The following is a 22,083-nucleotide window of genomic DNA, read 5'->3' on the forward strand; positions in this document are numbered from 1 at the left end:
TTTTTATGACTGAGCCCGATATCCACGCCGTAAAGCAATTCCTGCTTTCCCTGCAGGACACCCTTTGCCAGCAGCTGTCCGCCATCGATGGCACCGCCTTTCAGGAAGATAACTGGCAGCGCGAAGGCGGCGGCGGCGGGCGCAGTCGGGTGCTACGCAACGGTGAGGTATTTGAGCAAGCCGGAGTAAACTTTTCCCACGTCCACGGCGATGCCATGCCGGCATCCGCAACGGCGCACCGCCCGGAGCTGGCGGGAAGAAGTTTCCAGGCCATGGGCGTCTCTCTGGTGGTTCATCCCAATAATCCTTATGTCCCCACCAGCCACGCCAACGTGCGCTTCTTTATTGCTGAAAAACCGGGCTCTGAGCCCGTGTGGTGGTTTGGCGGTGGTTTCGACTTAACACCTTACTACGGCTTTGAAGAAGATGCCGTTCACTGGCACCGTACCGCCCGCGACCTCTGCCAGCCTTTTGGCGAGGAAGTCTATCCGCGCTATAAAAAATGGTGCGACGACTACTTCTTTATTAAGCATCGCAACGAGCAGCGCGGCATCGGCGGCTTGTTCTTTGACGATCTGAACAAGCCGGACTTCGACTATGGCTTCCGCTTTATTCAGGCCGTTGGGAAGGGATATCTGGACGCTTATCTGCCGATCGTTGAACGCCGCAAAGAGACGCCGTTTGGCGAGCGCGAGCGCGACTTCCAGCTATACCGCCGCGGGCGCTATGTGGAGTTTAACCTGGTGTGGGATCGCGGCACGCTGTTTGGCCTGCAAACCGGCGGGCGAACCGAATCGATTTTAATGTCGATGCCGCCGCTTGTGCGCTGGGAGTATGACTACCGGGCAGAAGAAGGCAGCCCGGAGGCCGCCCTGAATGAGTTTATAAAGATCAAAGATTGGCTTTAACCCACCGGCGCGCCGTAAAATGTGAAACGATACACACTCTTACGACAAAAGAGAGCCGCAGCCTGCCCCCCTTGATCGCGATCAACATGAATCATACCGACCAGACGGTATGGTTCATTCATGAGCACAGAATCCATCCATCGGAAAAAGAACCCCACCCGCCTTCACCAGCAATTACTGGAGTCTGCCGCCACGATCGCCGGGCGAGACGGTATTGCCGCACTTTCACTCAATGCGGTTGCCCGGGAAGCCGGGGTCAGCAAAGGGGGCCTGCTGCACCACTTCCCCAACAAGCAGACGCTGATTTTTGCGCTGTTTGAACGGCTGCTTGCCGTAATGGAAGAAGCCATTACCGCGTTAATGCATAGCGACAACGTCGCGCACGGGCGGTTTACACGCGCCTATCTAAATTATCTCGCAGATCTGACGGATACCTATGAAAGCCGCCAGCTTATGGTGCTCTCGCTGGCAATGCCGGATGAACCCGTGCTGAGAAAGTGCTGGCGTGACTGGATGCTCGGGCATTTGAAACAGGGCGACGAACTGGATAACGGCCCGACCGGGACGCTGGTTCGCTACGCGGCGGATGGGATCTGGCTGTCAGAACTCACGGAGGGGCGTACCATGGGCGCGGAACATCGCCGGTCGCTGGTTTTCCAACTGAGCGCAATGACGCTTCCGACATGAATACACATAAGGATGTGGAGCGGGGAATAAGCGATGCGTTACAACATCAATGCCTGCGTGATTTACGATACCAGCGACGGCTCCCTGACGCTGCCGGGCGACAGCGCTCCGGAGACCCAACTCTCGACAACGGCCAACGCTCTGTTGTCATTTTTTTTGCGCCATACCGACGTTGTCAGCCGGGATGAGGTACTCAAAAAAGTCTGGGATGATAATGGGTTAACCTCATCGAATGCGAACCTGAACCAATATTTGAGCATGCTGCGTAAAACGCTGCGCCGCTATGAGATCGATCACGTCATTCTGACCATTTCCCGCGGCAATTTGCAGCTCAATCCCGACCTGCGTATCGAGAAGCTTGATCCCGATCCCGCCCCTATAACCCAGGAAAGCCAGCCTGCTGAAGCCCCACCCCGCCCCACCGAAGAAACCGTCTCTTGCTTTGGTACGCATCAGAGCGGCATGTGCTGGTATATGGCCAGCGCGGCCCTTTTACTGATCGCCCTTCTGTTGCTGGCCCTGACGCTGGTGGGAAAAGAAAAACCTCGTCCCATTAGCCTTACCCCTATTCCCCACGGCCAGTGCGAACTGCTGGCCAGTGACGATATGCTCAGCTCCGTGGTCAAAAACACTTACGTTAAAAACTTTGACGCCGTGCGCCAGCACCTGAAGCTGGCCTGTAAGCCCGGTGAGCCGCTGGTTTTTTTCTATGGCGACAAATTACAAACCAACGGCCTGGGACGAGTATTCCTGGCGCATTGCGCCAGACATTCAGACAATGCGTTTAGCTATTGCGATAACTATTTCTACTACTCCTGGAAACCGCAATGAAACTTCCACCGCGTACCACCTTCCTGCTTTCCGCATCAATATTTACCTTGGTTGCAGGCTTTTGCGCATGGCGACTGCTGCCTGGCGCCGATGCGGGCAGTATGAACTGCTCAACTAAGGCGATCATGCATTTTGAAAATATGAAGGACGAGAACGTGAATGGCAGCATTCATTTTAATTTTGCTCCCGGCGGCAGCGGTTCGATCGTGGTCGAAGGATACACGGATTCCGAAGCCGGGTGGCTCTACCTGCAGCGCTATGTAAAATTCACCTGGACCAGTAAGCGTATCTCCCCCACCGAGCGGCATTACAGAATCGGTAAATGGGAAGCCAGCGCATCATCCATCGACCAGTCACCGGATGTCATTTTCGACTATTTTATGCGTGAAATGTCGGACAGCCACGATGGCCTGTTCCTTAACGCCCAGCGCCTGAATGACAAAGCGCTACTGCTTAACTCAATCAACTCACCGCTCTTCATCTGCACCCTCAAGCCCGGCAGTAAATTTGACTAACCTCACAAATCTCACCTTTATCAGCGATCTCTCCATTTAGCTTTGACTTAACGCGCTTCGTCCACCTGCCTTACTGCGTTGAACATTTGACAAAAACCACATATTTAAAGTGGTTTTATTACCTGATCTCTTCCTGGTTTTAGCAAATTATCAACATCATTAAATCCTCCACTTTTCCCTTTTTTATCGCCGCTATGGTAATGCAATCGCCCTCCGCTTATCAGCATAAACACATAAAAATAAGGCTAAAAAAATCTAATTTAAAGAATAAAAAACCTAAAAATACATAATAACAAATTTAAATTTTATTTTAATTTTAGAAACCTATAGTGAACACCGAACGCCAATGCGCTACGGCAAGGCTGATACATCGGCGTTCTTTCATCTTCACAAGACCCTATTTGAGGAGGAAACCGCAATGGGTGACGCATTAGGTCTGATTGAAACCAAAGGGTTAGTGGCCTGTATTGAGGCGGCAGATGCAATGTGCAAAGCCGCCAACGTCGAGCTGATTGGCTATGAAAACGTCGGCTCCGGGCTGGTCACCGCCATGGTGAAAGGCGATGTCGGGGCGGTAAAAGCGGCGGTGGATTCCGGCGTGGAGTCCGCACAGCGCATTGGGGAAGTGGTGACCTCGCTGGTTATCGCCCGTCCGCATAACGACATCAACAAAATCGTCATAAAACACAAGGCCTAGAGGCCGGGAGAACGCAAATGGGTGATGCATTAGGTCTGATTGAAACCAAAGGCCTGGTGGCCTGTATTGAAGCGGCAGATGCAATGTGCAAAGCCGCCAACGTCGAGCTGATTGGCTATGAAAACGTCGGCTCCGGGCTGGTCACCGCCATGGTGAAAGGCGATGTCGGGGCGGTAAAAGCGGCGGTGGATTCCGGCGTGGAGTCCGCGCAGCGCATTGGAGAAGTGGTGACCTCGCTGGTTATCGCCCGTCCGCATAACGACATCAACAAAATCATCTCGCATTACAAAATCGCGGAATAACCGGAGAAAACCAAATGAAAGAAGCACTTGGCTTAATTGAGACCAAAGGTCTGGTGGCCTGTATTGAAGCGGCAGATGCAATGTGCAAGGCCGCCAACGTCGAGCTGATTGGCTATGAAAACGTCGGCTCCGGGCTGGTTACCGCGATGGTGAAAGGCGATGTCGGGGCGGTAAAAGCGGCGGTGGACTCCGGCGTGGAAGCGGCAAAACGCATCGGTGAGGTAGTGACGTCTCGCGTTATTGCACGGCCCCATAACGATATCGAAAAAATCGCGGCGCAGCACAAAGCGTGATCTGAGCGGGCGCGCCCCGTCCCCACTCTTTTAGCCTGATAAAGGATACCCTCATGATTGAACTGGATAATGATTTGCAGTCCCGCCAGAACGCAAGAGATCTGGTGCGCAGCGCGAAAAAGGCACAGGCGATCCTGGCGACTTTTTCACAGCAGCAAATCGACGCCATCGTAAAAAACGTGGCCCAGGAAGCGGCGCATCACGCCGAAGCGCTGGCGAAAATGGCCTCAGAGGAAACGGGCTTCGGTAACTGGCAGGACAAAGTGCTGAAGAACCGTTTTGCCTCGCTGCGCGTTTATGACGCCATCAAAGATATCAAGACCGTCGGCATCATTCATGACGATCCGGTAAAAAAAGTGATGGACGTGGGCGTGCCGCTGGGCGTGATTTGTGCGCTGGTGCCGTCGACCAACCCGACCTCAACCGTTATCTACAAAACGCTGATTGCCCTGAAAGCCGGGAACACGATTGTTTTCTCCCCTCACCCGGGCGCACGCCAGTGCAGCTGGAAAGCCGTTGAGATTGTTAAACGCGCCGCCGAAGCCGCAGGCGCTCCCGTCGGTTGCGTAAGCGCGATTACCGAACTGACGCTGGAGGCCACTTCAGAGCTAATGCACAGCAAAGACGTTTCGCTGATTCTGGCTACCGGCGGTGAGGGCATGGTACGCGCGGCGTATGCCTCCGGTACGCCAACCATCAGCGGCGGACCGGGCAACGGCCCGGCATTTATCGAACGCAGCGCCAATATTCACCAGGCCGTCAAAGACATTATTACCAGTAAAACATTCGATAACGGGGTAATTTGCGCCTCCGAGCAGTCAATCATCGTTGAACGTTGCATTTACGACGAGGTGCGCCGGGAACTGCTTGCCCAGGGCGCACACTTCATGGACGAGCGCGAAGCCGAAAAAATGGCGGCTCTGCTGCTTCGCCCTAACGGCACGATTAATCCAAAAACCGTAGGCAAAAGCGCGCTCTACCTGAGCCAGCTTGCCGGGTTCTGCGTCTCCGCAGACACGCGTGTGCTGATTGCCGAACAAAATACCGTCTCGCACAACAATCCCTACTCACGTGAAAAATTGTGCCCGGTTCTCGGTCTATACGTCGAAGAAGACTGGAAAGCCGCCTGCCAACGCGTGATGACGCTGCTGACCAACGAGGGACTGGGCCATACCCTGGTGATCCATACCCGTAACCAGGATGTGATTCGCCAGTTCAGCCTGGAAAAACCGGTCCACCGTATTTTAATCAATACGCCCGCGGCGCTGGGCGGTATTGGTGCCACAACCAACATTACGCCGGCCCTGACCCTCGGCTGCGGTGCCGTGGGCGGGGGATCCAGTTCCGATAATGTCGGCCCTATGAACCTGCTCAATATCCGCAAAGTGGGCTACGGCGTACGTTCGATTGATGAACTGCGCGCCCCAGGCAGCCACCAGCCCTCCCAGCCGACGATCGCTCCCCCGACGGATAACCCAAACCGCAGCATCCTCGACGACGCGCGCTTCGCCGAGCCAGCGACGGCTAAGCCCATGCTCGCCGACGATACCGCGGGAGATAACCGCTTCCTGGCTGGCGCAGTCGTCACGAACGGGGAAGAAATCAGCGAACAAAATGTGGAACGCGTCATCCGCCAGGCGCTGGCGCAGCTTGGCAAGTAACACATTGATATAAGGCGATAAAATGATTCTCGCAAAGGTAACCGGACATGTCGTCGCCACGCAGAAATGCGATGAGCTACGCGGTAGCAATCTGCTGTTGATCACCCAATTAGATGACAACCAGCAGCCCATGAAGGACCAAACCTGGGTCGCCGTCGATAGCGTCGGCGCAGGCATGCACGACATCGTACTGGCCGAAGAGTACTTAGCGCTCAATAAAGAACGCTACAAAGCCATGTCGGTGGTCGCCATTGTCGAGAATGTGTTTCGGGACGCTTAAGGAGTCAATAATCCAATGAGTGAATTTTTGCTGAAACCCCGGATCTGCTTCGGTCAGGACGCACTGGCGATCCTGAACGATCTCCCCGCCAGTCACGTGCTGCTGGTTACCGACCAGGCAATGGTTAAGTTTGGCCTGACCGAATGCGTCACTCAGGTTCTGCACCAGCGCGGCATTACGTTCCAGATTTGGGATGACGTAAAGGCCGATCCGGATATCGCCACCCTGGTGCGCGGTATGAAATTGATGGACGCCAATTATCCGGACGTTGTTATCGCGCTGGGCGGTGGTTCGGTCATTGACGCCGCCAAAGCGGTGATTTTCGCCCTGGCGCAGACCCGCGTCGATACCGCCCGCCAGCGCCCCTGCTTTGTGGCTATCCCGACAACCAGCGGTACCGGTTCTGAAGTCACCGCTTTTTCCGTGGTGAAAGCCCACACCGAAAAACTGGTGCTGGTGGATCCGTCGCTGTTGCCGGATATCGCCATTCTGGCCCCTTCCCTGGTGGCCTCCGTACCGCCGGCCATCACCGCAGACACCGGTATGGACGTCCTGTGCCATGCGCTGGAAGCCTACGTCTCCCGCCATGCCAGTGACTTTTCCGACGCGCTGGCAGAGAAGGTGGTGCAGCAGGTCTTCCTTCACCTGCCTCTCTGCTGGCGCAACGGCGACAACCTGCAGGCGCGGGAAAAAATGCACAACGCTTCCTGCATGGCGGGAATGGCATTTACCAACGCTTCTTTAGGGATTACCCACAGTCTGGCTCACGCACTGGGGGGCGTATTTCACGTCCCGCACGGGCGTGCCAATGCTTTGCTAATGGCGGATGTGGTGGCATGGAACGCGGACTATCAGGGGCAATGTGATACCGAGGCGGCCCGCAAATATGCCCGGCTGGCGCATTTGCTGGAACTGCCCGCTGACAGTACCCGCCAGGGCGTTGCCAGTCTGCTGGTCGCGATTCAGGCGTTGAAAGATGAAATGGTCATGCCCGCAGGCATTCGCGATACCGGCGTTGACAGCGCCGAGTTTGAACAGCGACTGCCGGAGATGGTGGCTCAGGCGCTGCGCGATAGCTGCACCCCAACCAACCCACGGGTCCCGGACGCCAACGCATTAACCGAACTTTATCGCCGCGCCTGGGCCGGCAATCCCGAACAGGGCTATTGATAAAAAATTATCAGGAGAACCTCATGGCACACTACAGCTTAACGCCACGCGTCAAAGTGCTGGCGGAACGTTTACTCGCGAATAAAAGTACCCTGTGTACTGAACATGCTACCACGCTACATGCCATTGACGGCGCTGTTGCAGGCGTTCCTGCCGCCGTCAAACCCGCGCACCGCTTCTATGAGCTGATGCGTCAGCTACCGCTATGCATCTCCCCCGACGAACTGATTGTCGGCGATCAAACCCGTAAACCTCACGGGGCGATTTTCCACGATGAAAGCGCCGTACAGCGCCCGTCAGTGTTCCAGTTCCTTAACCTCAACGACAATCTGGATTCACCGGATTACCGGATGATCCTGGATAAAGGCGTGCTGGCGATTAAGCACCAGTTGGAAGAAAAGACCCGCACGCTTGGCAGCGCCGTCAGCCGCAGCGGGATGGACGAAGTGAACGGGTGTCGCGCGGCAATTTATGCCTGTGATGCCCTGCTGGCGCTGGCGCAAAATCTGGCCAACAGCGCCGAACAACTTGCCGCCGCTGAAAACAACGCTTACCGCAAAGCCGAATTGTTAGATAGCGCCGCTATTTTGCATCACGTTCCGGCCCATCCGGCACGTAACTTTAAAGAAGCCTGCCAGGCATTTTATCTGTTCCAGCTTGCGCTGCACCTGGATAACGGCAGCTACGCGGTTAACCCGGAAGGGGCCGATAAAGCCCTGATGCCCTGGTACCAACGCGATATCGACAGCGGCACGCTGGCACCGCAGCAGGCTTATGAGATTGTCGAATGCCTGTGGTTTAAACTGGCAGAGCTCAGTGAGGTCCGTCCCGCCGGTAAGGTTGATGGCTACCCCATGTTCGACGCCCTGCCACGCGGTGCCAGCCTTGATGACAGCGTAGTTATTAATGAACTCTCCGCCCTATTCCTCAGTGCATACCGTAACCTGAACGCCCTGAACCTTCCGGTACGCCTGTTCCACGGCGCACAGCAGGCATCGGGCATACCGTTTGCCGCCTGTAGCGAGACGCCAGCGGTTGAAGGCCTAACCCCGCGCATGCAGCGCCTGCGTAGCCACTACCTGACCGCTCGCCCAAGCGTCTCTATTTATCGCGCCCTGGCCTTCACCGAAGTGGTAAAAGCCAATCCGGGTATGCCCACCATTCTGCTGCGCGCTAAGGCCTTCCGCCGCGCCTGCGAAACCGCACCGATTCTGATTCAGGACGATGAACTGATTGTCGGCCACCCCTGCGGTAAAGCACGCGCCGGTGCCTTCTCACCGGATATCGCCTGGCGCTGGGTGCGAGACGAACTCGATACCATGAGCACCCGTCCACAGGATCCGTTTGAGATCAGCGAGGCCGATAAAAAGACCATTCGCGAAGAGATCGTGCCGTTCTGGGAAGGCCGCTCGCTGGACGAGATTTGCGAAGCCCAATACCGCGAAGCCGGGGTGTGGGCATTCAGCGGCGAAACCTTCGTCAGCGACCTCTCTTACCACCAGATTAACGGCGGCGGCGACACCTGCCCGGGCTATGACGTTCTGCTGTTTACCAAAGGGATGAACGGTATTAAAGCCGATGCCCAGGCGCATCTTGACCAACTAAGTATGGAAAACCCGGAAGATATCGATCGCATCTACTACTACAAAGCGGCGATTGAAACCTGCGAAGGGGTGATTAACTACGCGCATCGCATCGCCGCACACGCCCGTGAACTGGCCGCCGTTGAGCAAAATGTTCAACGCCGCGCCGAACTACTGACCATCGCAGAAGTTAACCAGAATGTTCCGGCGAATCCGCCAAAAACGCTGCAGGAAGCGCTGCAAAGCATCTGGACCGTCGAATCGCTGTTCGAAATTGAAGAGAACCAGACCGGCCTGTCGCTGGGGCGCGTTGACCAATATTGCTACCCAATGTTTGAAGCCGATATCCGCGAAGGCCGTCTGACCCACGAGGACGCACTGGAGATGATGCAGGCATTTATCATCAAATGCGCCGAACTGATGTGGATGTCCAGCGAACTGGGGGCGAAATACTTTGCCGGGTATCAGCCGTTTATCAACCTCACCGTCGGTGGCCAGAAGCGCAGCGGCGGCGATGCCTGTAACGACCTGACTTACCTGATCATGGATGCCGTACGCTTCGTTAAAGTCTACCAGCCTTCTCTGGCCTGCCGTATTCATAACCAGTCGCCGCAGAAGTACATGGAAAAGATCGTTGACGTTGTAAAAGCGGGGATGGGGTTCCCGGCCTGCCACTTCGATGACTCCCATATCAAAATGATGCTGCGTAAAGGGTTCGACTTCGAAGACGCCCGCGATTATTGCCTGATGGGCTGCGTCGAACCCCAGAAGTCAGGCCGCATTTATCAGTGGACCTCCACGGGGTATACCCAGTGGCCCATCGCCATCGAGTTCGTTCTCAACCGTGGCCGAATGGTGCTGTTCGACAGCTATCAGGGTCTGGATACCGGCGACCTGCGCGACCTGCGTACCTTCGATGATTTCGACGCGGCGGTGAAGCAACAAATTGCCCATATCGTGCGCCTGTCCGCGATCGGGACCGTCATCAGCCAGCGCGTCCACCGGGATGTCGCGCCAAAACCGCTGATGTCGCTGCTGGTCGAAGGCTGTATGGAAAGCGGTAAAGATGTCGCCGCCGGCGGTGCCGTCGTTAACCATGGCCCGGGGCTGATTTTCTCCGGGTTGGCGACCTACGTCGACTCCCTGGCCGCTATCCGCAAGCTGGTATATGAAGACAAAAAATACACCCTGGAGCAAATCCGCGACGCCCTGCTGGCTAACTTTGAAGGCCATGAAGGCCTGCGCCGTGACTGCCTGAATGCGCCTAAATACGGTAACGACGATAACTATGTCGACCAGTATGCGCTGGATATCACCGAATGGACGGAAAGAGAGTGCCGTAAATACAAAATGCTCTACTCAACTCTCAGCCACGGCACCCTGTCGATTTCCAACAACACGCCGATTGGTGAGCTAACGAACGCCACGCCTAATGGCCGACTCGCCTGGATGCCGCTGTCCGACGGTATCAGCCCAACCCAGGGCGCGGATAAACAGGGTCCGACGGCGATCATAAAATCCGTGAGCAAGATGAACGTTGAAACCATGAATATCGGCATGGTGCACAACTTCAAGTTCCTGAAGGGGCTGCTGGATACCCCGGAAGGGCGCAACGGCCTGATCACTCTGCTGCGCGCGGCGTCGATTCTCGGCAACGGCCAGATGCAGTTCAGCTATGTCGATAATGAAGTGCTGAAAAAGGCCCAGCTGGAGCCGGAGAAATACCGTGACCTGATCGTCCGCGTGGCGGGATATAGCGCCTACTTCGTTGAGCTGTGTAAAGAGGTTCAGGATGAAATTATCAGCCGTACGGTCATTGAGAAGTTCTGATCAAAACAAGGACGCTTTTGGACAAGGATGTCCAATCGTTTTTTCTGGAGGTATCTGTGAGCGCAAAACAAGAATTAACCGGGCGAATATTCAATATTCAAAAATACTCTATCTATGATGGCGATGGAATTCGCACGCTGGTTTTTTTTAAAGGCTGCAATATACGCTGCCCGTGGTGCGCTAACCCGGAAGGGCTTAATAGCCAGTTTCAGGTCATGTTCTCTCACGATAAATGTATTAACTGTGGTGACTGCGTCAACGTCTGCCCGGCGGGTATTCATTATCGGGCGGAAGAAAATGGCGAAATGAAGCATTTCGTTAATCGTAATAAAGACTGTATTGGCTGCCGTAAGTGCGAAGAGATTTGTACCCAAAATGCGCTGGATATTATGGGCAAAGATGTCACCGTCAGCGAGTTAATGGAAATTATCATGCAGGACTATGATTTTTATCTCTCGTCCGGCGGCGGCGTCACTATCGGCGGTGGCGAAATGAGCCTGCAAACAGACTTTGCCGTCGCGCTATTTAGTGAGTGTAAAAAGATGATGCTAAATACGGCCATAGAAACACAGGGGACTACGCCGCTGGCTAATTATCAAAAACTCGCCCCGGTCACCGACACATTTTTATTCGATATTAAACAAATTAACAGTGAACACCATAAAGCACTCTTTGGTATCGGCAATGAAGGTATTCGCCGCAATCTAGAATGGCTGGTGGATTCCGGTGCCAACGTGATTATCCGCATGCCGCTGGTACGCGGATATAACGATTCCTGGGATGCTATTACCGGCGCAATTGATTATGTGCAAAAACTGGCAAAGCGCGGAAATATCCGCCGTATAGATATGCTGCCCTACCACCAGCTGGGGCGCAAAAAATATGAACGTCTGGATATGCCTTATCCCATTACTCAAGACCCTTCTTATTCCGTCGAAGAATTAGATCGGCTGGAGACGTTTTTTACGCAATTTGATTTTGATATTCGCTTAGTTCGCCATTAAACAGGAGCCGACAATGAAAAGTTTAGGCGTAATAGAAACGCGAGGATTAGTCGCCGCCATTCAGGCCGTCGACGCCGCCTGTAAAGCCGCAGGCGTCACCTGCATGGGTTACCGCAAAGTAGGTTCGGGGTTGGTTAGCGTCTGCTTCGAAGGGGAAATCAGCGCTATCCATACCGCGGTAGAGTGCGGCGTCGCCGCCATCGGCGCGGACCGTTGCGTGCATTCTCTGGTCATTGCCCGCCCGGAACAAAGCGTGGTGGCAACCTTACGCACGCTAAAGGGGCGTGATGCATTAAAAAGCCCGAAAGCGCTGGTTCAGAAACCTGCCCCGGCCCCTGCACTCAAGCCTATCCCGGAGCAAAAAACGGCGCAAAAGCCTGAGATCGCGCCAGATCCCAAACCGACGCCATCGCCTCAGGCTTCCACATCTCTGCCCCCCTCTTCCCCCGCTCAGGTGACGGGCAACAAAGATGACAAAACCACGACGAAGAAAGGGAAGAAGGCATGATCGACGCTCTGCTACGTGAAAAAATTATCAGCCGCCTGACGCCTTTTACCCCGGTCATTCCGGTAGGTATCTCGAACCGCCATATCCACCTGGCGCAGAAGGATGTTGAAACCCTGTTTGGACGGGGATATGCCCTGACGCCGCTTAAGCCCCTGCGCCAGCCGGGGCAGTTTGCCGCCCAGGAGTGCGTCACCGTAGTCGGCCCAAAAGGCTCACTCACCAACGTTCGCGTACTCGGCCCGACTCGTCCTGTTTCACAGCTGGAAATCTCCCGTGCGGACTGCTTTACCCTTGGAATAAAAGCGCCGGTTCGCGAATCAGGCCAGCTGGAGAACTCCGGCAGCGCGCTACTGATAGGCCCGAAAGGCCACGTGGAACTGCACTCTCAGGTCATCTGCGCCTGGCGGCATATCCATATGCCGCCGCAGGACGCTCGCCGACTAAACGTCTCCAATGGACAAAAGGTCAGCGTGCGCAGCCAGGGCGAACGCCAACTGACCTTCGATGAAGTGGTGGTACGGGTACGCGACGACTTCGCCCTGGAATTCCACATCGATACCGAAGAGGCCAATGCTGCCGGACTGAAAAACGGCGCGCAGGTCATTCTGCTGGGTTAACGGAGGTTCACCATGACCGAGGAGCAAATTGACAGTCTGGTGCAACAGATCCTCCAGCGCCTGCGTCCGCCGGTGCTGGTCCTTGTCACGCACGCCGAGGGATATCGCCACGAAATTCGCCATCGTCTGGCAGAGTGCGGCCACCCTCTGACCCTCGCGCTGGAAGACGGGATAAGCGATGCCGGGCTATGGCAGACGGCAGGCAAAACGCTTCTGCCAAGCGAATGGCAGCACACCTTGCCGAAGGGGCAGTGGCGGGCGCTGGTGTTGCCGTTTCTCGACTACTCGCTGGCGGCAGAGCTGGTGAACGGTACGCTGCAAAGCCCGATAGCCAGGCGCCTGCACGACGCATTACTCATTGGTCTACCGGTTCTGGCTCTGCGCTATCACTGCGATCCCAACAGCGAACTGAACCAGCTGCGCGGCGCACGGGCGCAATCTGCCTACGGCGCGCATATACAAGCGACACTGGCCAAAGTAGCGGAGATAGGCGTCGCGTTATGCACGATGAATGAGCTACTGGAAAGGCTTGGCTCAGACGTGGCGGCAGCGGCTAAGGCCGACGGCTCACGCCGTTATCTCACTGTCACAGACATAATGAATAATCCTGCGCTGGCCTCAGCACCCAATGCGCAGCTTACCGATGCCGCCGTCGATTTTTTAAAAACAGAAAAAAGAACCTTACCTTAAATCGTAACCCCTGGAGTTTAACTTATGTCTTCTAAAACAAAATGTTGGCTATGGATGCTGCTGGTTATTTTGTCCGAAACCTCGGCAACGTCGACGCTAAAAATGTTCGATAACAGCGAAGGGATGACCAAAACGCTGCTGCTGGCGCTGATCGTCGTACTCTACTGCATCTGCTACTACTCGCTTTCCCGCGCGGTCAAAGATATTCCCGTCGGTCTGGCTTATGCCACCTGGTCCGGCACCGGTATTTTGATGGTCTCTACGCTGGGTATGCTGTTTTACGGCCAGCATCCGGATATGGCGGCCATTATCGGGATGGTCATCATCGCCAGCGGCATCATTATTATGAATTTATTCTCCAAAATGGGCAGCGAAGAGCCAACAGAAACGCCGCCTGACGGCGCCGCTCCGCTCAATAACCACGTCGCCCATTAACCTGAAAGGATGCATCTATGTTTAATCTAGGCTTTTTATGGCTGGCGCTCTCCATCGGCTCAGAAATTACCGGCACCTCGATGATTAAGAAAACCAACGGGTTCAGCAAACTGGGGCCTTCGGTGCTGGTGATATGCGCTTATTCGCTGTGCTACTTCGCCCTGACGCGGGCCATGAGCACTATCCCGGTAGGGGTTGCTTATTCCCTATGGTGCGGATTCGGCATTGTTGGGGTAACAATTTGCTCAATGATACTTTATAAGCAACGCCCGGACTTCCCGGCCATCTTCTCAATGGTGCTTATTATTTGCGGCGGCATCGTAATGAACGCCTTCTCCACGATGTAAAACGCAGGAAAAAGAAAAGCACGAGGCAAGCCTCGTGCTTTTCTTCAGACTCCCCCTATTAAAGCGGAGCGGTCTGCGCTTCCACCACGGCCAGCGCCACCATATTCACGATACGGCGCACAGAGGCTATCGGCGTCAGCACGTGAACAGGCTTCGCCACGCCCATCAGTACCGGCCCGACGGTCACCCCTTCAGAGCTTGAAACACGCAGCAGGTTGTAGCTAATACGCGCCGCCTCAACGTTCGGCATGATCAGGATATTGGCCGAACCTTTCAGCGGGCTGTCCGGCATGCGCTCATGACGAATACTTTCGACCAGCGCCGCATCCCCGTGCATCTCACCGTCAATTTCCAGCTCCGGCGCACGCTCGCGTACCAGCTCCAGCGTTTTACGCATTTTGCAGGCCGCTTTACTGTTAGATGAGCCATAGTTGGAGTGGGACAACAGCGCGACTTTCGGCTCGATGCCGAAGCGGCGCACCGTTTCCGCCGCCAGCAAGGTGATTTCCGTCAGCTCTTCCGGCGTTGGGTCATCGTTCACGTAGGTGTCGGCGATAAAGGTGTTGCCGCTCGGCAGCAGCAGCGCGTTCATCGCCCCGGCTGCTTTCACGCCTTCGCGGTAGCCAAACAGCTTCTCCACCACGTCGAAGTGCTCATGGTACTCGCCGATCGTCCCGCAAATCAGGGCGTCCGCCTCGCCGCGATGCACCATGATCGCACCGATCACCGTGGTGTTGCTGATCACCGCCCGCTGCGCCTGCTCCTGAGTGATCCCGCGGCGCTTCATGATGTTGTAGTACTCGTTCCAGTACTCTTTAAAGCGCGGATCGGACTCGTTGTTCACGATCTCAAAATCTTTGCCCGGCTGAATTTGCAGGCCCAGCTTTTTGATGCGCATTTCGATGACGCTCGGGCGCCCAATCAGGATAGGCTTCGCCAGCCCTAAGGTGATGAGTTCCTGCGACGCGTGCAGCACGCGAGCCTCTTCCCCTTCACTCAGTACCACGCGCTTCGGCTCTTTGCGCGCCTGGGAGAAAATAGGCTTCATAAACAGGTTTGTTTTATAGACAAACTCGGCCAGCTTCTCGACGTAGGCATCAAAATCCTGAATCGGCCGCGTGGCCACGCCGGAGTCCATCGCCGCCTTCGCGACCGCAGGCGCAATTTTGACGATCAGACGCGGGTCAAAAGGCTTAGGAATGATGTATTCCGGGCCAAACGTCAGTTCCTGCTCGCCGTAGGCGGAGGCCACAACGTCGCTCTGCTCGGCGTGGGCCAGTTCCGCAATGGCATGAACCGCGGCAAGCTTCATCTCTTCATTAATTGCGGTGGCGCCAACGTCCAGCGCGCCGCGGAAGATGAACGGGAAGCACAGCACGTTGTTTACCTGGTTCGGATAGTCGGAACGGCCGGTACATATGATCGCTTCAGGACGCACTTCTTTCGCCAGCGGCGGCAGAATTTCAGGTTCCGGGTTAGCCAGCGCCAGAATCAGCGGCGCTTTGCCCATCTTCTTCACCATTTCCTGGGTCAGCACTTTCGGACCGGAACAGCCGAGGAAGATGTCCGCACCTTCAATCACATCGTCCAGCGTCCGTTTGCCGCTGTCTTCCACGGCATAGGCGGCCTTGGTTTCCGCCATGTTCTCTTCGCGGCCTTTATAGATAACGCCCTTAGAGTCGCAAACCACGATGTTGTGTTTCTGCATGCCCAGCGCAACCAGCAGGTTCATACAGGCGATAGCGGAAGCTCCCGCGCCAGACACCACCAGCCGCACGTCGGAAATGTTCTTTTCCACTACGCGCAGGCCGTTAAGCACCGCCGCGGTACAAATAATCGCAGTGCCGTGCTGGTCGTCGTGGAACACCGGAATGTTCATGCGTTCGCGCAGCTTCTGCTCGATGTAGAAGCACTCAGGCGCTTTGATATCTTCCAGGTTGATGCCGCCGAAGGTTGGCTCCAGCGCGGCAACAATGTCGACCAGCTTGTCCGGATCCATCTCATCAATTTCGATGTCGAAGACATCGATACCGGCGAATTTTTTAAACAGAACGCCTTTCCCTTCCATCACCGGCTTACCCGCCAGCGCACCAATGTTACCCAGCCCGAGCACTGCGGTACCGTTAGACACCACGCCAACAAGGTTGCCGCGCGCGGTGTACTTGTAGGCTGCCAGCGGATCCTTTTCAATTTCAAGGCAAGGTGCCGCTACGCCCGGTGAATACGCCAGCGCCAGATCGCGCTGGGTGGCAAGGGGCTTGGTCGGAGAAACCTGGATTTTCCCCGGGATCGGAAATTCATGGAAATCGAGGGCACTTTGCTTCAGTTGTTCATCCATTGCATCGTTCCTTTTTCGGTCTTCTTTATTGTTACGTCAGCCACGTAGTATCACGCGGGCACGTTTCGCAAACTTTGAAGGTAGCCATACTATTAAGATTAGGCGTAATTATTGTTAGCTAACTATAGAACCGATGTTAGCGGCCACCCCGTAACAGCTCCCCATCTGCTATGCTTTTGGGTTAGGCAAAGAGTGATTTTTCACGGTGAGCGACACGGAACGCTCAGGTAAGACATTGCTTTTCAAGGAGATAGTAATGAATCAGCTAGACAGTATTAAACAGTACACCACTGTCGTTGCCGACAGCGGTGATATCGAATCCATTCGCCACTACCAGCCTGAAGACGCCACCACCAACCCTTCGCTGTTGTTAAAAGCCGCAGGACTTGAGCAATATCAACCGCTTATTGACGACGCCCTGGCCTACGGCAAGAAACGTGGCGGCAGTAGAGAGCAGATAGTGGCCGAAGCGAGTGACAAACTAGCGGTCAATGTGGGTGCGGAAATTCTGAAAAGCATTCCGGGGCGCGTTTCAACCGAAGTGGATGCTCGTCTGTCGTATGACAAAGAAAAGAGCATCAGCAAGGCTCGTCGCCTGGTAGAGCTGTACGCGGAACAAGGGATCGATAAGTCCCGTATCCTTATCAAGTTGGCTTCAACCTGGGAAGGGATCCGCGCGGCAGAAGAGCTGCAAAAAGAAGGCATCAACTGCAACCTGACGCTGCTGTTTTCTTTTGCTCAGGCTCGCGCCTGTGCGGAAGCCGGCGTCTTCCTGATTTCCCCGTTCGTGGGCCGTATTTACGACTGGTATCAGGCCCGCAAACCGATGGATCCCTACGTAGTGGAAGAGGATCCGGGCGTGAAATCGGTGCGCAATATCTACGACTATTTCAAGCAACATAACTATGAAACCATCGTTATGGGTGCCAGCTTCCGCCGCACCGAGCAAATCCTTGCGCTGGCGGGCTGTGACAGGCTGACCATCGCGCCAAACCTGCTGCAGCAGTTGCAGGACAGCGAAGAAGAAGTTGTGCGTAAACTGATCCCTCATTCGCAAGGGTTCCGCCGTCCAACGCCAATGAGTGAAGCTGAATTCCGTTGGGAACATAATCAGGACGCTATGGCCGTCGAAAAACTGGCCGAAGGGATCCGTCTGTTCGCCGTAGACCAACGAAAACTGGAAGATCTGCTCGCCGCCAAACTTTAACAAGACCTGGAGTGAAACATGTCATCACGTAAAGAGCTTGCCAACGCCATTCGCGCCCTGAGTATGGATGCGGTCCAGAAAGCCAACTCCGGTCACCCCGGTGCGCCAATGGGCATGGCCGATATCGCCGAAGTGTTGTGGAATGACTTTCTTCAACATAATCCGTCTAACCCGCACTGGGCCAACCGCGACCGCTTTGTTTTATCGAACGGCCATGCGTCGATGCTGCTTTACAGCCTGCTGCACCTGAGCGGCTATGACCTGCCGCTGGAGGAGTTGAAAAACTTCCGCCAGCTTCACTCCAAAACCCCAGGCCACCCGGAAGTGGGCTATACCCCCGGTGTGGAAACCACCACCGGCCCGCTTGGCCAGGGGTTAGCCAACGCCGTGGGGATGGCGATAGCCGAGCGCACGCTGGCCGCGCAGTTTAACCAACCCGGCCACGACATTGTTGATCATTACACCTATGTGTTTATGGGCGACGGCTGCCTGATGGAGGGGATTTCCCATGAGGTCTCTTCCCTTGCCGGTACGCTGGGCCTGGGTAAGCTGATTGGTTTCTACGACCACAACGGGATTTCCATCGACGGGGAAACCGACGGCTGGTTTACCGACGACACGGCAAAACGCTTCGAAGCCTATCACTGGCACGTGATCCATGAGATAGACGGCCACGACCCGGAAGCGCTTAAAAAAGCCATCAAAGAAGCGCAGAGCGTTAAAGACAAACCTTCGCTGATTATCTGCCGCACCGTCATCGGTTTTGGTTCGCCAAACAAATCGGGCAAAGAAGAGGCCCACGGCTCGCCGCTTGGAGAAGAAGAAGTGGCCCTGGCGCGCAAGAAACTGGGCTGGAAATACCCGCCTTTCGAGATCCCAAAAGAGGTTTATCACGCCTGGGATGCTAAAGAGGCAGGAGAGAAAGCGGAGGCCCGCTGGAAGGAGAAGTTTGCCGCCTACGCTAAAGCCCATCCAACCCTTAGCGCCGAGTTTAAACGCCGTACCGAAGGCAAACTGCCGGAAAACTGGCAGAAAACCGCCCAACAGTATATTGAACAACTGCAGGCTAATCCGGACAAGATTGCGACCCGTAAGGCTTCGCAAAATACACTTAACGCCTTCGGCCCGATATTGCCGGAGCTGCTTGGCGGCTCCGCCGACCTCGCCCCGAGTAACCTGACCATCTGGAAAGGCTCGAAGTCGATTAAAGAGGACACTTCCGGGAATTATATTCACTACGGCGTGCGCGAGTTCGGCATGACCGCCATCGCCAACGGTATTGCGCTGTACGGCGGCTTTATTCCTTATACCGCAACCTTCCTGATGTTTGTCGAATACGCCCGCAACGCGGCGCGTATGGCGGCGCTGATGAAGGCCCGGCAGATCATGGTTTATACCCATGATTCCATCGGGCTTGGGGAAGATGGCCCAACCCATCAGGCCGTTGAGCAGCTGGCCAGCCTGAGACTTACGCCAAACTTCAGCACCTGGCGCCCCTGTGACCAGGTTGAAGCCGCCGTCGCCTGGAAAGCCGCGCTCGAACGCCAGACCGGGCCAACGGCGCTGATCCTCTCTCGCCAGAATCTTGCCCAGATGGATCGTACGCCCGAGCAGCTGAAAGCGATCGGCCGCGGGGGTTATATTCTGAAAGACAGCGACGGCAAGCCGGACATCATCCTGATTGCCACCGGCTCGGAGGTAGAGATAACCGTCGAAGCCGCAGCGGTGCTGGGTAAAGAGGGACACAAGGTTCGCGTAGTATCGATACCGTCCACCGACGTTTTCGACGCCCAGGATGAGGTGTATCAGGAGTCAGTCTTGCCTTATGAAGTGCGGGCCCGCGTGGCGGTGGAAGCCGGCATTGCTGATTACTGGTACAAATATGTCGGCCTTAAGGGCGGCATTGTCGGCATGACAACCTTCGGTGAGTCCGCCCCTGCCGGGAAGCTGTTCCCGTTCTTCGGCTTTACGGTAGAGAACATCGTGGCAACGGCGAAAAAAGCACTCGGAAAAAAATAACCTCCCCTCAGCCGGGCCAGCTTCAGGCCCGGCAACCTCGGTGCCTTGAGCCTATTTCGTTACCCACAGCGTCGGCCAGCCCCCCGCTTTATGCCACTCATCGCAGGCGGACTCGGCGGCAAAGCGCACCAGGCGGAAGCGTTGCCCGTCATAACGCCAGCGTGTTGCCACCCCACAATCCCCACTCCCACGGCCTTTAGACAGCGTCGTTAGCTCCCGGTTATGCTCATCAAACCCGGTGTTCATTAATTCCAACTCCGTGATGCCGCTATCGGGTATAAACGGCAGCCTGAGGCGAATCGGGCGGGCAACGAACGGCTTTTGCCGTGAAACTACCCACGCTAAATCCACTACGTTATAGGCCCCCGCTTCGCAGCTGGTCAGCATCAATGCTTTATCATCGGTAAGCGGGAAAACCCTGACTTCACGCCGCATCGGGTCGAGCGAGCACTGGCTGTTATTCATGCGCCAGGTACCGAAATCCAGCAGATCGTTAAGTTCATCATGGGAGAATGGCGCGGGCGGCGTTGCGGGAAGTGTGACTTCTTTTAATGCAGGAGCGGGAGGCACGCTGAGAGGCGGCCCATCACCTTTTTTGATCCATGCGGTTTCGCTACCAACACGCTTTTGCTGGCTGTCGATAAACAGCAGCGCCGCTTTCAGCCCGCTGAGTGAAATAACCCCAACCCCGCCGGCAAGCGTTATTTTATCGCCGTTACCTATCGCGTTGAGCAGGGCATTAATCGCCTCCGCGTTGTTGGTCATCAGATGATGGGGCGTGATTTTCCACTCATTTTGCATAAGAACCAGCGGCCCACCGTCCAACCTGAGCCGCGGTTCAACAGGCGGCACTTTGACATCGGCGCTCTCGAGGTTGCCAAAGTCGATGCGCAAATTAACGTCATTGCGTGCACCTGCACCGCGGGACAGCGTCATCACCAGCCCCTGATGCAGCCCGGTATTACGGGCGCTACAGAAGTTCTGGTTATTGCAGGTCACCTGCCAGTCGGAAAACTGCTTTTGCGCCGGAGCGGCCATTGCAGCGTTTGCCACAAGCAAAGTGAGCAGAAGCAGGAATGAGATCCGATAAGACATTAAAGGCTGACCCTAAGAAGCGAAGCGTGAAAAACGTACGATAATGTCACGTATCTTCGGCTCCAGAGACAGCCTGCTCAATCAGATTTGTCGGATAGATTTATGCCAATATTAAAAATGTTAATTTTATGATTTTACAGAATATTAATCCATGACATTGCGTAACTGTAACTGTTGCAACAGTATCACCGTCTTACCGTCGCGAATGTCGCCCTTACGCATCATCGCCAGCGCCTGGCTGAAGGGCATTTCCAGCACTTCGATATCTTCATCCTCTACGCCGCCGCCCTCGCTTTCCCTCTGGGTGTCGCTGTATTCCGCCAAATAGAAGTAGACGATTTCTGTCACGCCACCGGGAGACATATACAGCTCAAAGACTTTTTCAACCTCCCCCACCTGAAAGCCCGTCTCCTCCATCGCCTCTTTGCGGGCGCAAACCTCCGGCTCGTCGGCGTCCAGCAGCCCGGCACAGGCTTCAATCAGTCGCCCGTCGGTATTGCCGTTCACCCAGGTTGCGACGCGGAACTGGCGCGTCAGCACCACGGTTTTCTTTTCCCGGTTATAAAGCAGGATGGTCGCGCCGTTGCCGCGGTCATAGACTTCGCGCTTGTGACGCACGCTTTCGGCGCCGTTACGAGACAGATCATAAGTAATATTGCGCAGGATGAAGTAGTTATCTGAGAGGACTTTATCTTTGATGACTTCAATACGTAGCGACATACGGTCTCCACAAGGTGGTAAGGGAGCCGATAATCATATGCCGTTCTGTGAGCGTTGTCGCGTGGCGGTAGGTGTGTTTTTTGGGGTGTTCCGAGTGGGAATATATTAGTTTGCAGTTTTTCCGTTCACCGTAACATCATTTATTTCTGTCACCACTGCAAACGGTGAACGTGTCAGGTGGCATTACGCCATGCCCCCTGACAACCCCCGGCGCCCGGCGAGCTCATCGCCGCTGAAGCGGTAAACCCACCGGCCATCACCCAAACATTCGGGGTCGTTCGCGATTCGTTCCCGACGATCGCTCTCTTTCGCTGCTCCCGGCAGCTCAACCCCGCCTGAGTTGGGT

At 55.4% G+C, this 22,083-nt stretch carries 22 protein-coding genes; 19 read left to right on the forward strand and 3 right to left on the reverse strand.

Features of this window, described 5'->3' with window-relative positions; translation table 11 throughout:
• Positions 1–5: 5 nt before the first annotated feature.
• The 17 genes from hemF to VGM55_RS03905 all read left to right on the forward strand — a co-directional run bounded on the left by hemF (position 6) and on the right by VGM55_RS03905 (position 14,358).
• Entirely contained in the window at positions 6–908 is a 903-nt protein-coding gene (gene hemF / locus VGM55_RS03825; protein ID WP_154187776.1) for an oxygen-dependent coproporphyrinogen oxidase, read from the forward strand.
• Positions 909–1,028: 120 nt separating this feature from the next.
• Positions 1,029–1,595: a TetR/AcrR family transcriptional regulator gene (locus tag VGM55_RS03830; RefSeq protein WP_154187777.1), complete on the forward strand. Its 567-nt coding sequence runs from the start codon at positions 1,029–1,031 to the stop codon at positions 1,593–1,595.
• 33 nt (positions 1,596–1,628) lie between these two features.
• Positions 1,629–2,426 carry a winged helix-turn-helix domain-containing protein gene (locus tag VGM55_RS03835; RefSeq protein WP_154187778.1) on the forward strand — a complete coding sequence of 266 codons (798 nt, stop codon included), beginning with the start codon at positions 1,629–1,631 and terminating at the stop codon, positions 2,424–2,426.
• Positions 2,423–2,941: a FidL-like protein gene (locus VGM55_RS03840; RefSeq protein WP_154187779.1), complete on the forward strand. Its 519-nt coding sequence runs from the start codon at positions 2,423–2,425 to the stop codon at positions 2,939–2,941. Before VGM55_RS03835 ends, VGM55_RS03840 begins: the two co-directional genes overlap by 4 nt.
• A 418-nt stretch (positions 2,942–3,359) precedes the next feature.
• A complete protein-coding gene (locus VGM55_RS03845) occupies positions 3,360–3,638 on the forward strand; it encodes a BMC domain-containing protein (RefSeq protein ID WP_001540796.1) in 279 nt (92 codons plus the stop codon).
• A 17-nt stretch (positions 3,639–3,655) separates the two neighbouring features.
• Complete coding sequence (locus tag VGM55_RS03850) at positions 3,656–3,940, forward strand: BMC domain-containing protein (protein WP_154187780.1); 285 nt, start codon at positions 3,656–3,658, stop codon at positions 3,938–3,940.
• A gap of 14 nt (positions 3,941–3,954) precedes the next feature.
• Positions 3,955–4,233: a BMC domain-containing protein gene (locus tag VGM55_RS03855; protein WP_154187781.1), complete on the forward strand. Its 279-nt coding sequence runs from the start codon at positions 3,955–3,957 to the stop codon at positions 4,231–4,233.
• A 53-nt stretch (positions 4,234–4,286) separates the two neighbouring features.
• The gene (locus tag VGM55_RS03860; protein WP_331634628.1) at positions 4,287–5,894 is read left to right on the forward strand and encodes an acetaldehyde dehydrogenase (acetylating); all 1,608 of its coding nucleotides are present in this window, start codon (positions 4,287–4,289) and stop codon (positions 5,892–5,894) included.
• 22 nt (positions 5,895–5,916) lie between these two features.
• Complete coding sequence (locus VGM55_RS03865) at positions 5,917–6,174, forward strand: EutN/CcmL family microcompartment protein (RefSeq protein WP_154187783.1); 258 nt, start codon at positions 5,917–5,919, stop codon at positions 6,172–6,174.
• 15 nt (positions 6,175–6,189) lie between these two features.
• Complete coding sequence (locus VGM55_RS03870) at positions 6,190–7,344, forward strand: 1-propanol dehydrogenase PduQ (RefSeq protein WP_331634629.1); 1,155 nt, start codon at positions 6,190–6,192, stop codon at positions 7,342–7,344.
• Positions 7,345–7,367: 23 nt separating this feature from the next.
• A complete protein-coding gene (gene cutC / locus VGM55_RS03875) occupies positions 7,368–10,757 on the forward strand; it encodes a choline trimethylamine-lyase (RefSeq protein ID WP_331634630.1) in 3,390 nt (1,129 codons plus the stop codon).
• Between the two features lie 56 nt (positions 10,758–10,813).
• Positions 10,814–11,761, forward strand: a complete 948-nt coding sequence (gene cutD, locus VGM55_RS03880) for a choline TMA-lyase-activating enzyme (protein ID WP_331634634.1) — start codon at positions 10,814–10,816, stop codon at positions 11,759–11,761.
• A 13-nt stretch (positions 11,762–11,774) separates the two neighbouring features.
• Positions 11,775–12,269 (forward strand): BMC domain-containing protein, encoded by a 495-nt coding sequence (locus VGM55_RS03885; protein WP_154187786.1) that lies wholly within the window; start codon positions 11,775–11,777, stop codon positions 12,267–12,269.
• A complete protein-coding gene (locus VGM55_RS03890; RefSeq protein WP_154187787.1) occupies positions 12,266–12,886 on the forward strand; it encodes a phosphate propanoyltransferase in 621 nt (206 codons plus the stop codon). Before VGM55_RS03885 ends, VGM55_RS03890 begins: the two co-directional genes overlap by 4 nt.
• 12 nt (positions 12,887–12,898) lie before the next feature.
• Positions 12,899–13,576, forward strand: a complete 678-nt coding sequence (locus VGM55_RS03895; RefSeq protein WP_331634631.1) for a hypothetical protein — start codon at positions 12,899–12,901, stop codon at positions 13,574–13,576.
• 24 nt (positions 13,577–13,600) lie between these two features.
• Complete coding sequence (locus tag VGM55_RS03900) at positions 13,601–14,011, forward strand: DMT family transporter (RefSeq protein ID WP_154187789.1); 411 nt, start codon at positions 13,601–13,603, stop codon at positions 14,009–14,011.
• A 17-nt stretch (positions 14,012–14,028) separates the two neighbouring features.
• Entirely contained in the window at positions 14,029–14,358 is a 330-nt protein-coding gene (locus VGM55_RS03905; protein WP_154187790.1) for a DMT family transporter, read from the forward strand.
• 58 nt (positions 14,359–14,416) lie between these two features.
• Here the strand turns inward: VGM55_RS03905 and maeB are convergent, their stop codons facing one another.
• Positions 14,417–16,696, reverse strand: a complete 2,280-nt coding sequence (gene maeB / locus VGM55_RS03910; protein ID WP_331634632.1) for an NADP-dependent oxaloacetate-decarboxylating malate dehydrogenase — start codon at positions 16,694–16,696, stop codon at positions 14,417–14,419.
• A gap of 256 nt (positions 16,697–16,952) precedes the next feature.
• On the opposite strand from maeB, the gene tal reads away from it, so the two are divergent.
• Both tal and tkt read left to right on the forward strand, forming a co-directional pair.
• Complete coding sequence (gene tal / locus VGM55_RS03915) at positions 16,953–17,903, forward strand: transaldolase (protein WP_154187792.1); 951 nt, start codon at positions 16,953–16,955, stop codon at positions 17,901–17,903.
• Positions 17,904–17,921: 18 nt separating this feature from the next.
• Complete coding sequence (tkt, locus tag VGM55_RS03920; protein ID WP_154187793.1) at positions 17,922–19,922, forward strand: transketolase; 2,001 nt, start codon at positions 17,922–17,924, stop codon at positions 19,920–19,922.
• Between the two features lie 51 nt (positions 19,923–19,973).
• Here the strand turns inward: tkt and VGM55_RS03925 are convergent, their stop codons facing one another.
• Together VGM55_RS03925 and nudK are read right to left on the reverse strand one after the other, a co-directional pair.
• A complete protein-coding gene (locus tag VGM55_RS03925; protein ID WP_154187794.1) occupies positions 19,974–21,017 on the reverse strand; it encodes a DUF1176 domain-containing protein in 1,044 nt (347 codons plus the stop codon).
• A gap of 144 nt (positions 21,018–21,161) precedes the next feature.
• Complete coding sequence (gene nudK / locus VGM55_RS03930) at positions 21,162–21,737, reverse strand: GDP-mannose pyrophosphatase NudK (protein ID WP_154187795.1); 576 nt, start codon at positions 21,735–21,737, stop codon at positions 21,162–21,164.
• Between the last annotated feature and the right edge of the window lie 346 nt (positions 21,738–22,083).

Origin of the sequence: Cedecea sp. (assembly GCF_036500665.1) — a bacterium.
In the GTDB taxonomy this organism is placed as follows: Bacteria; Pseudomonadota; Gammaproteobacteria; order Enterobacterales; family Enterobacteriaceae; genus Cedecea.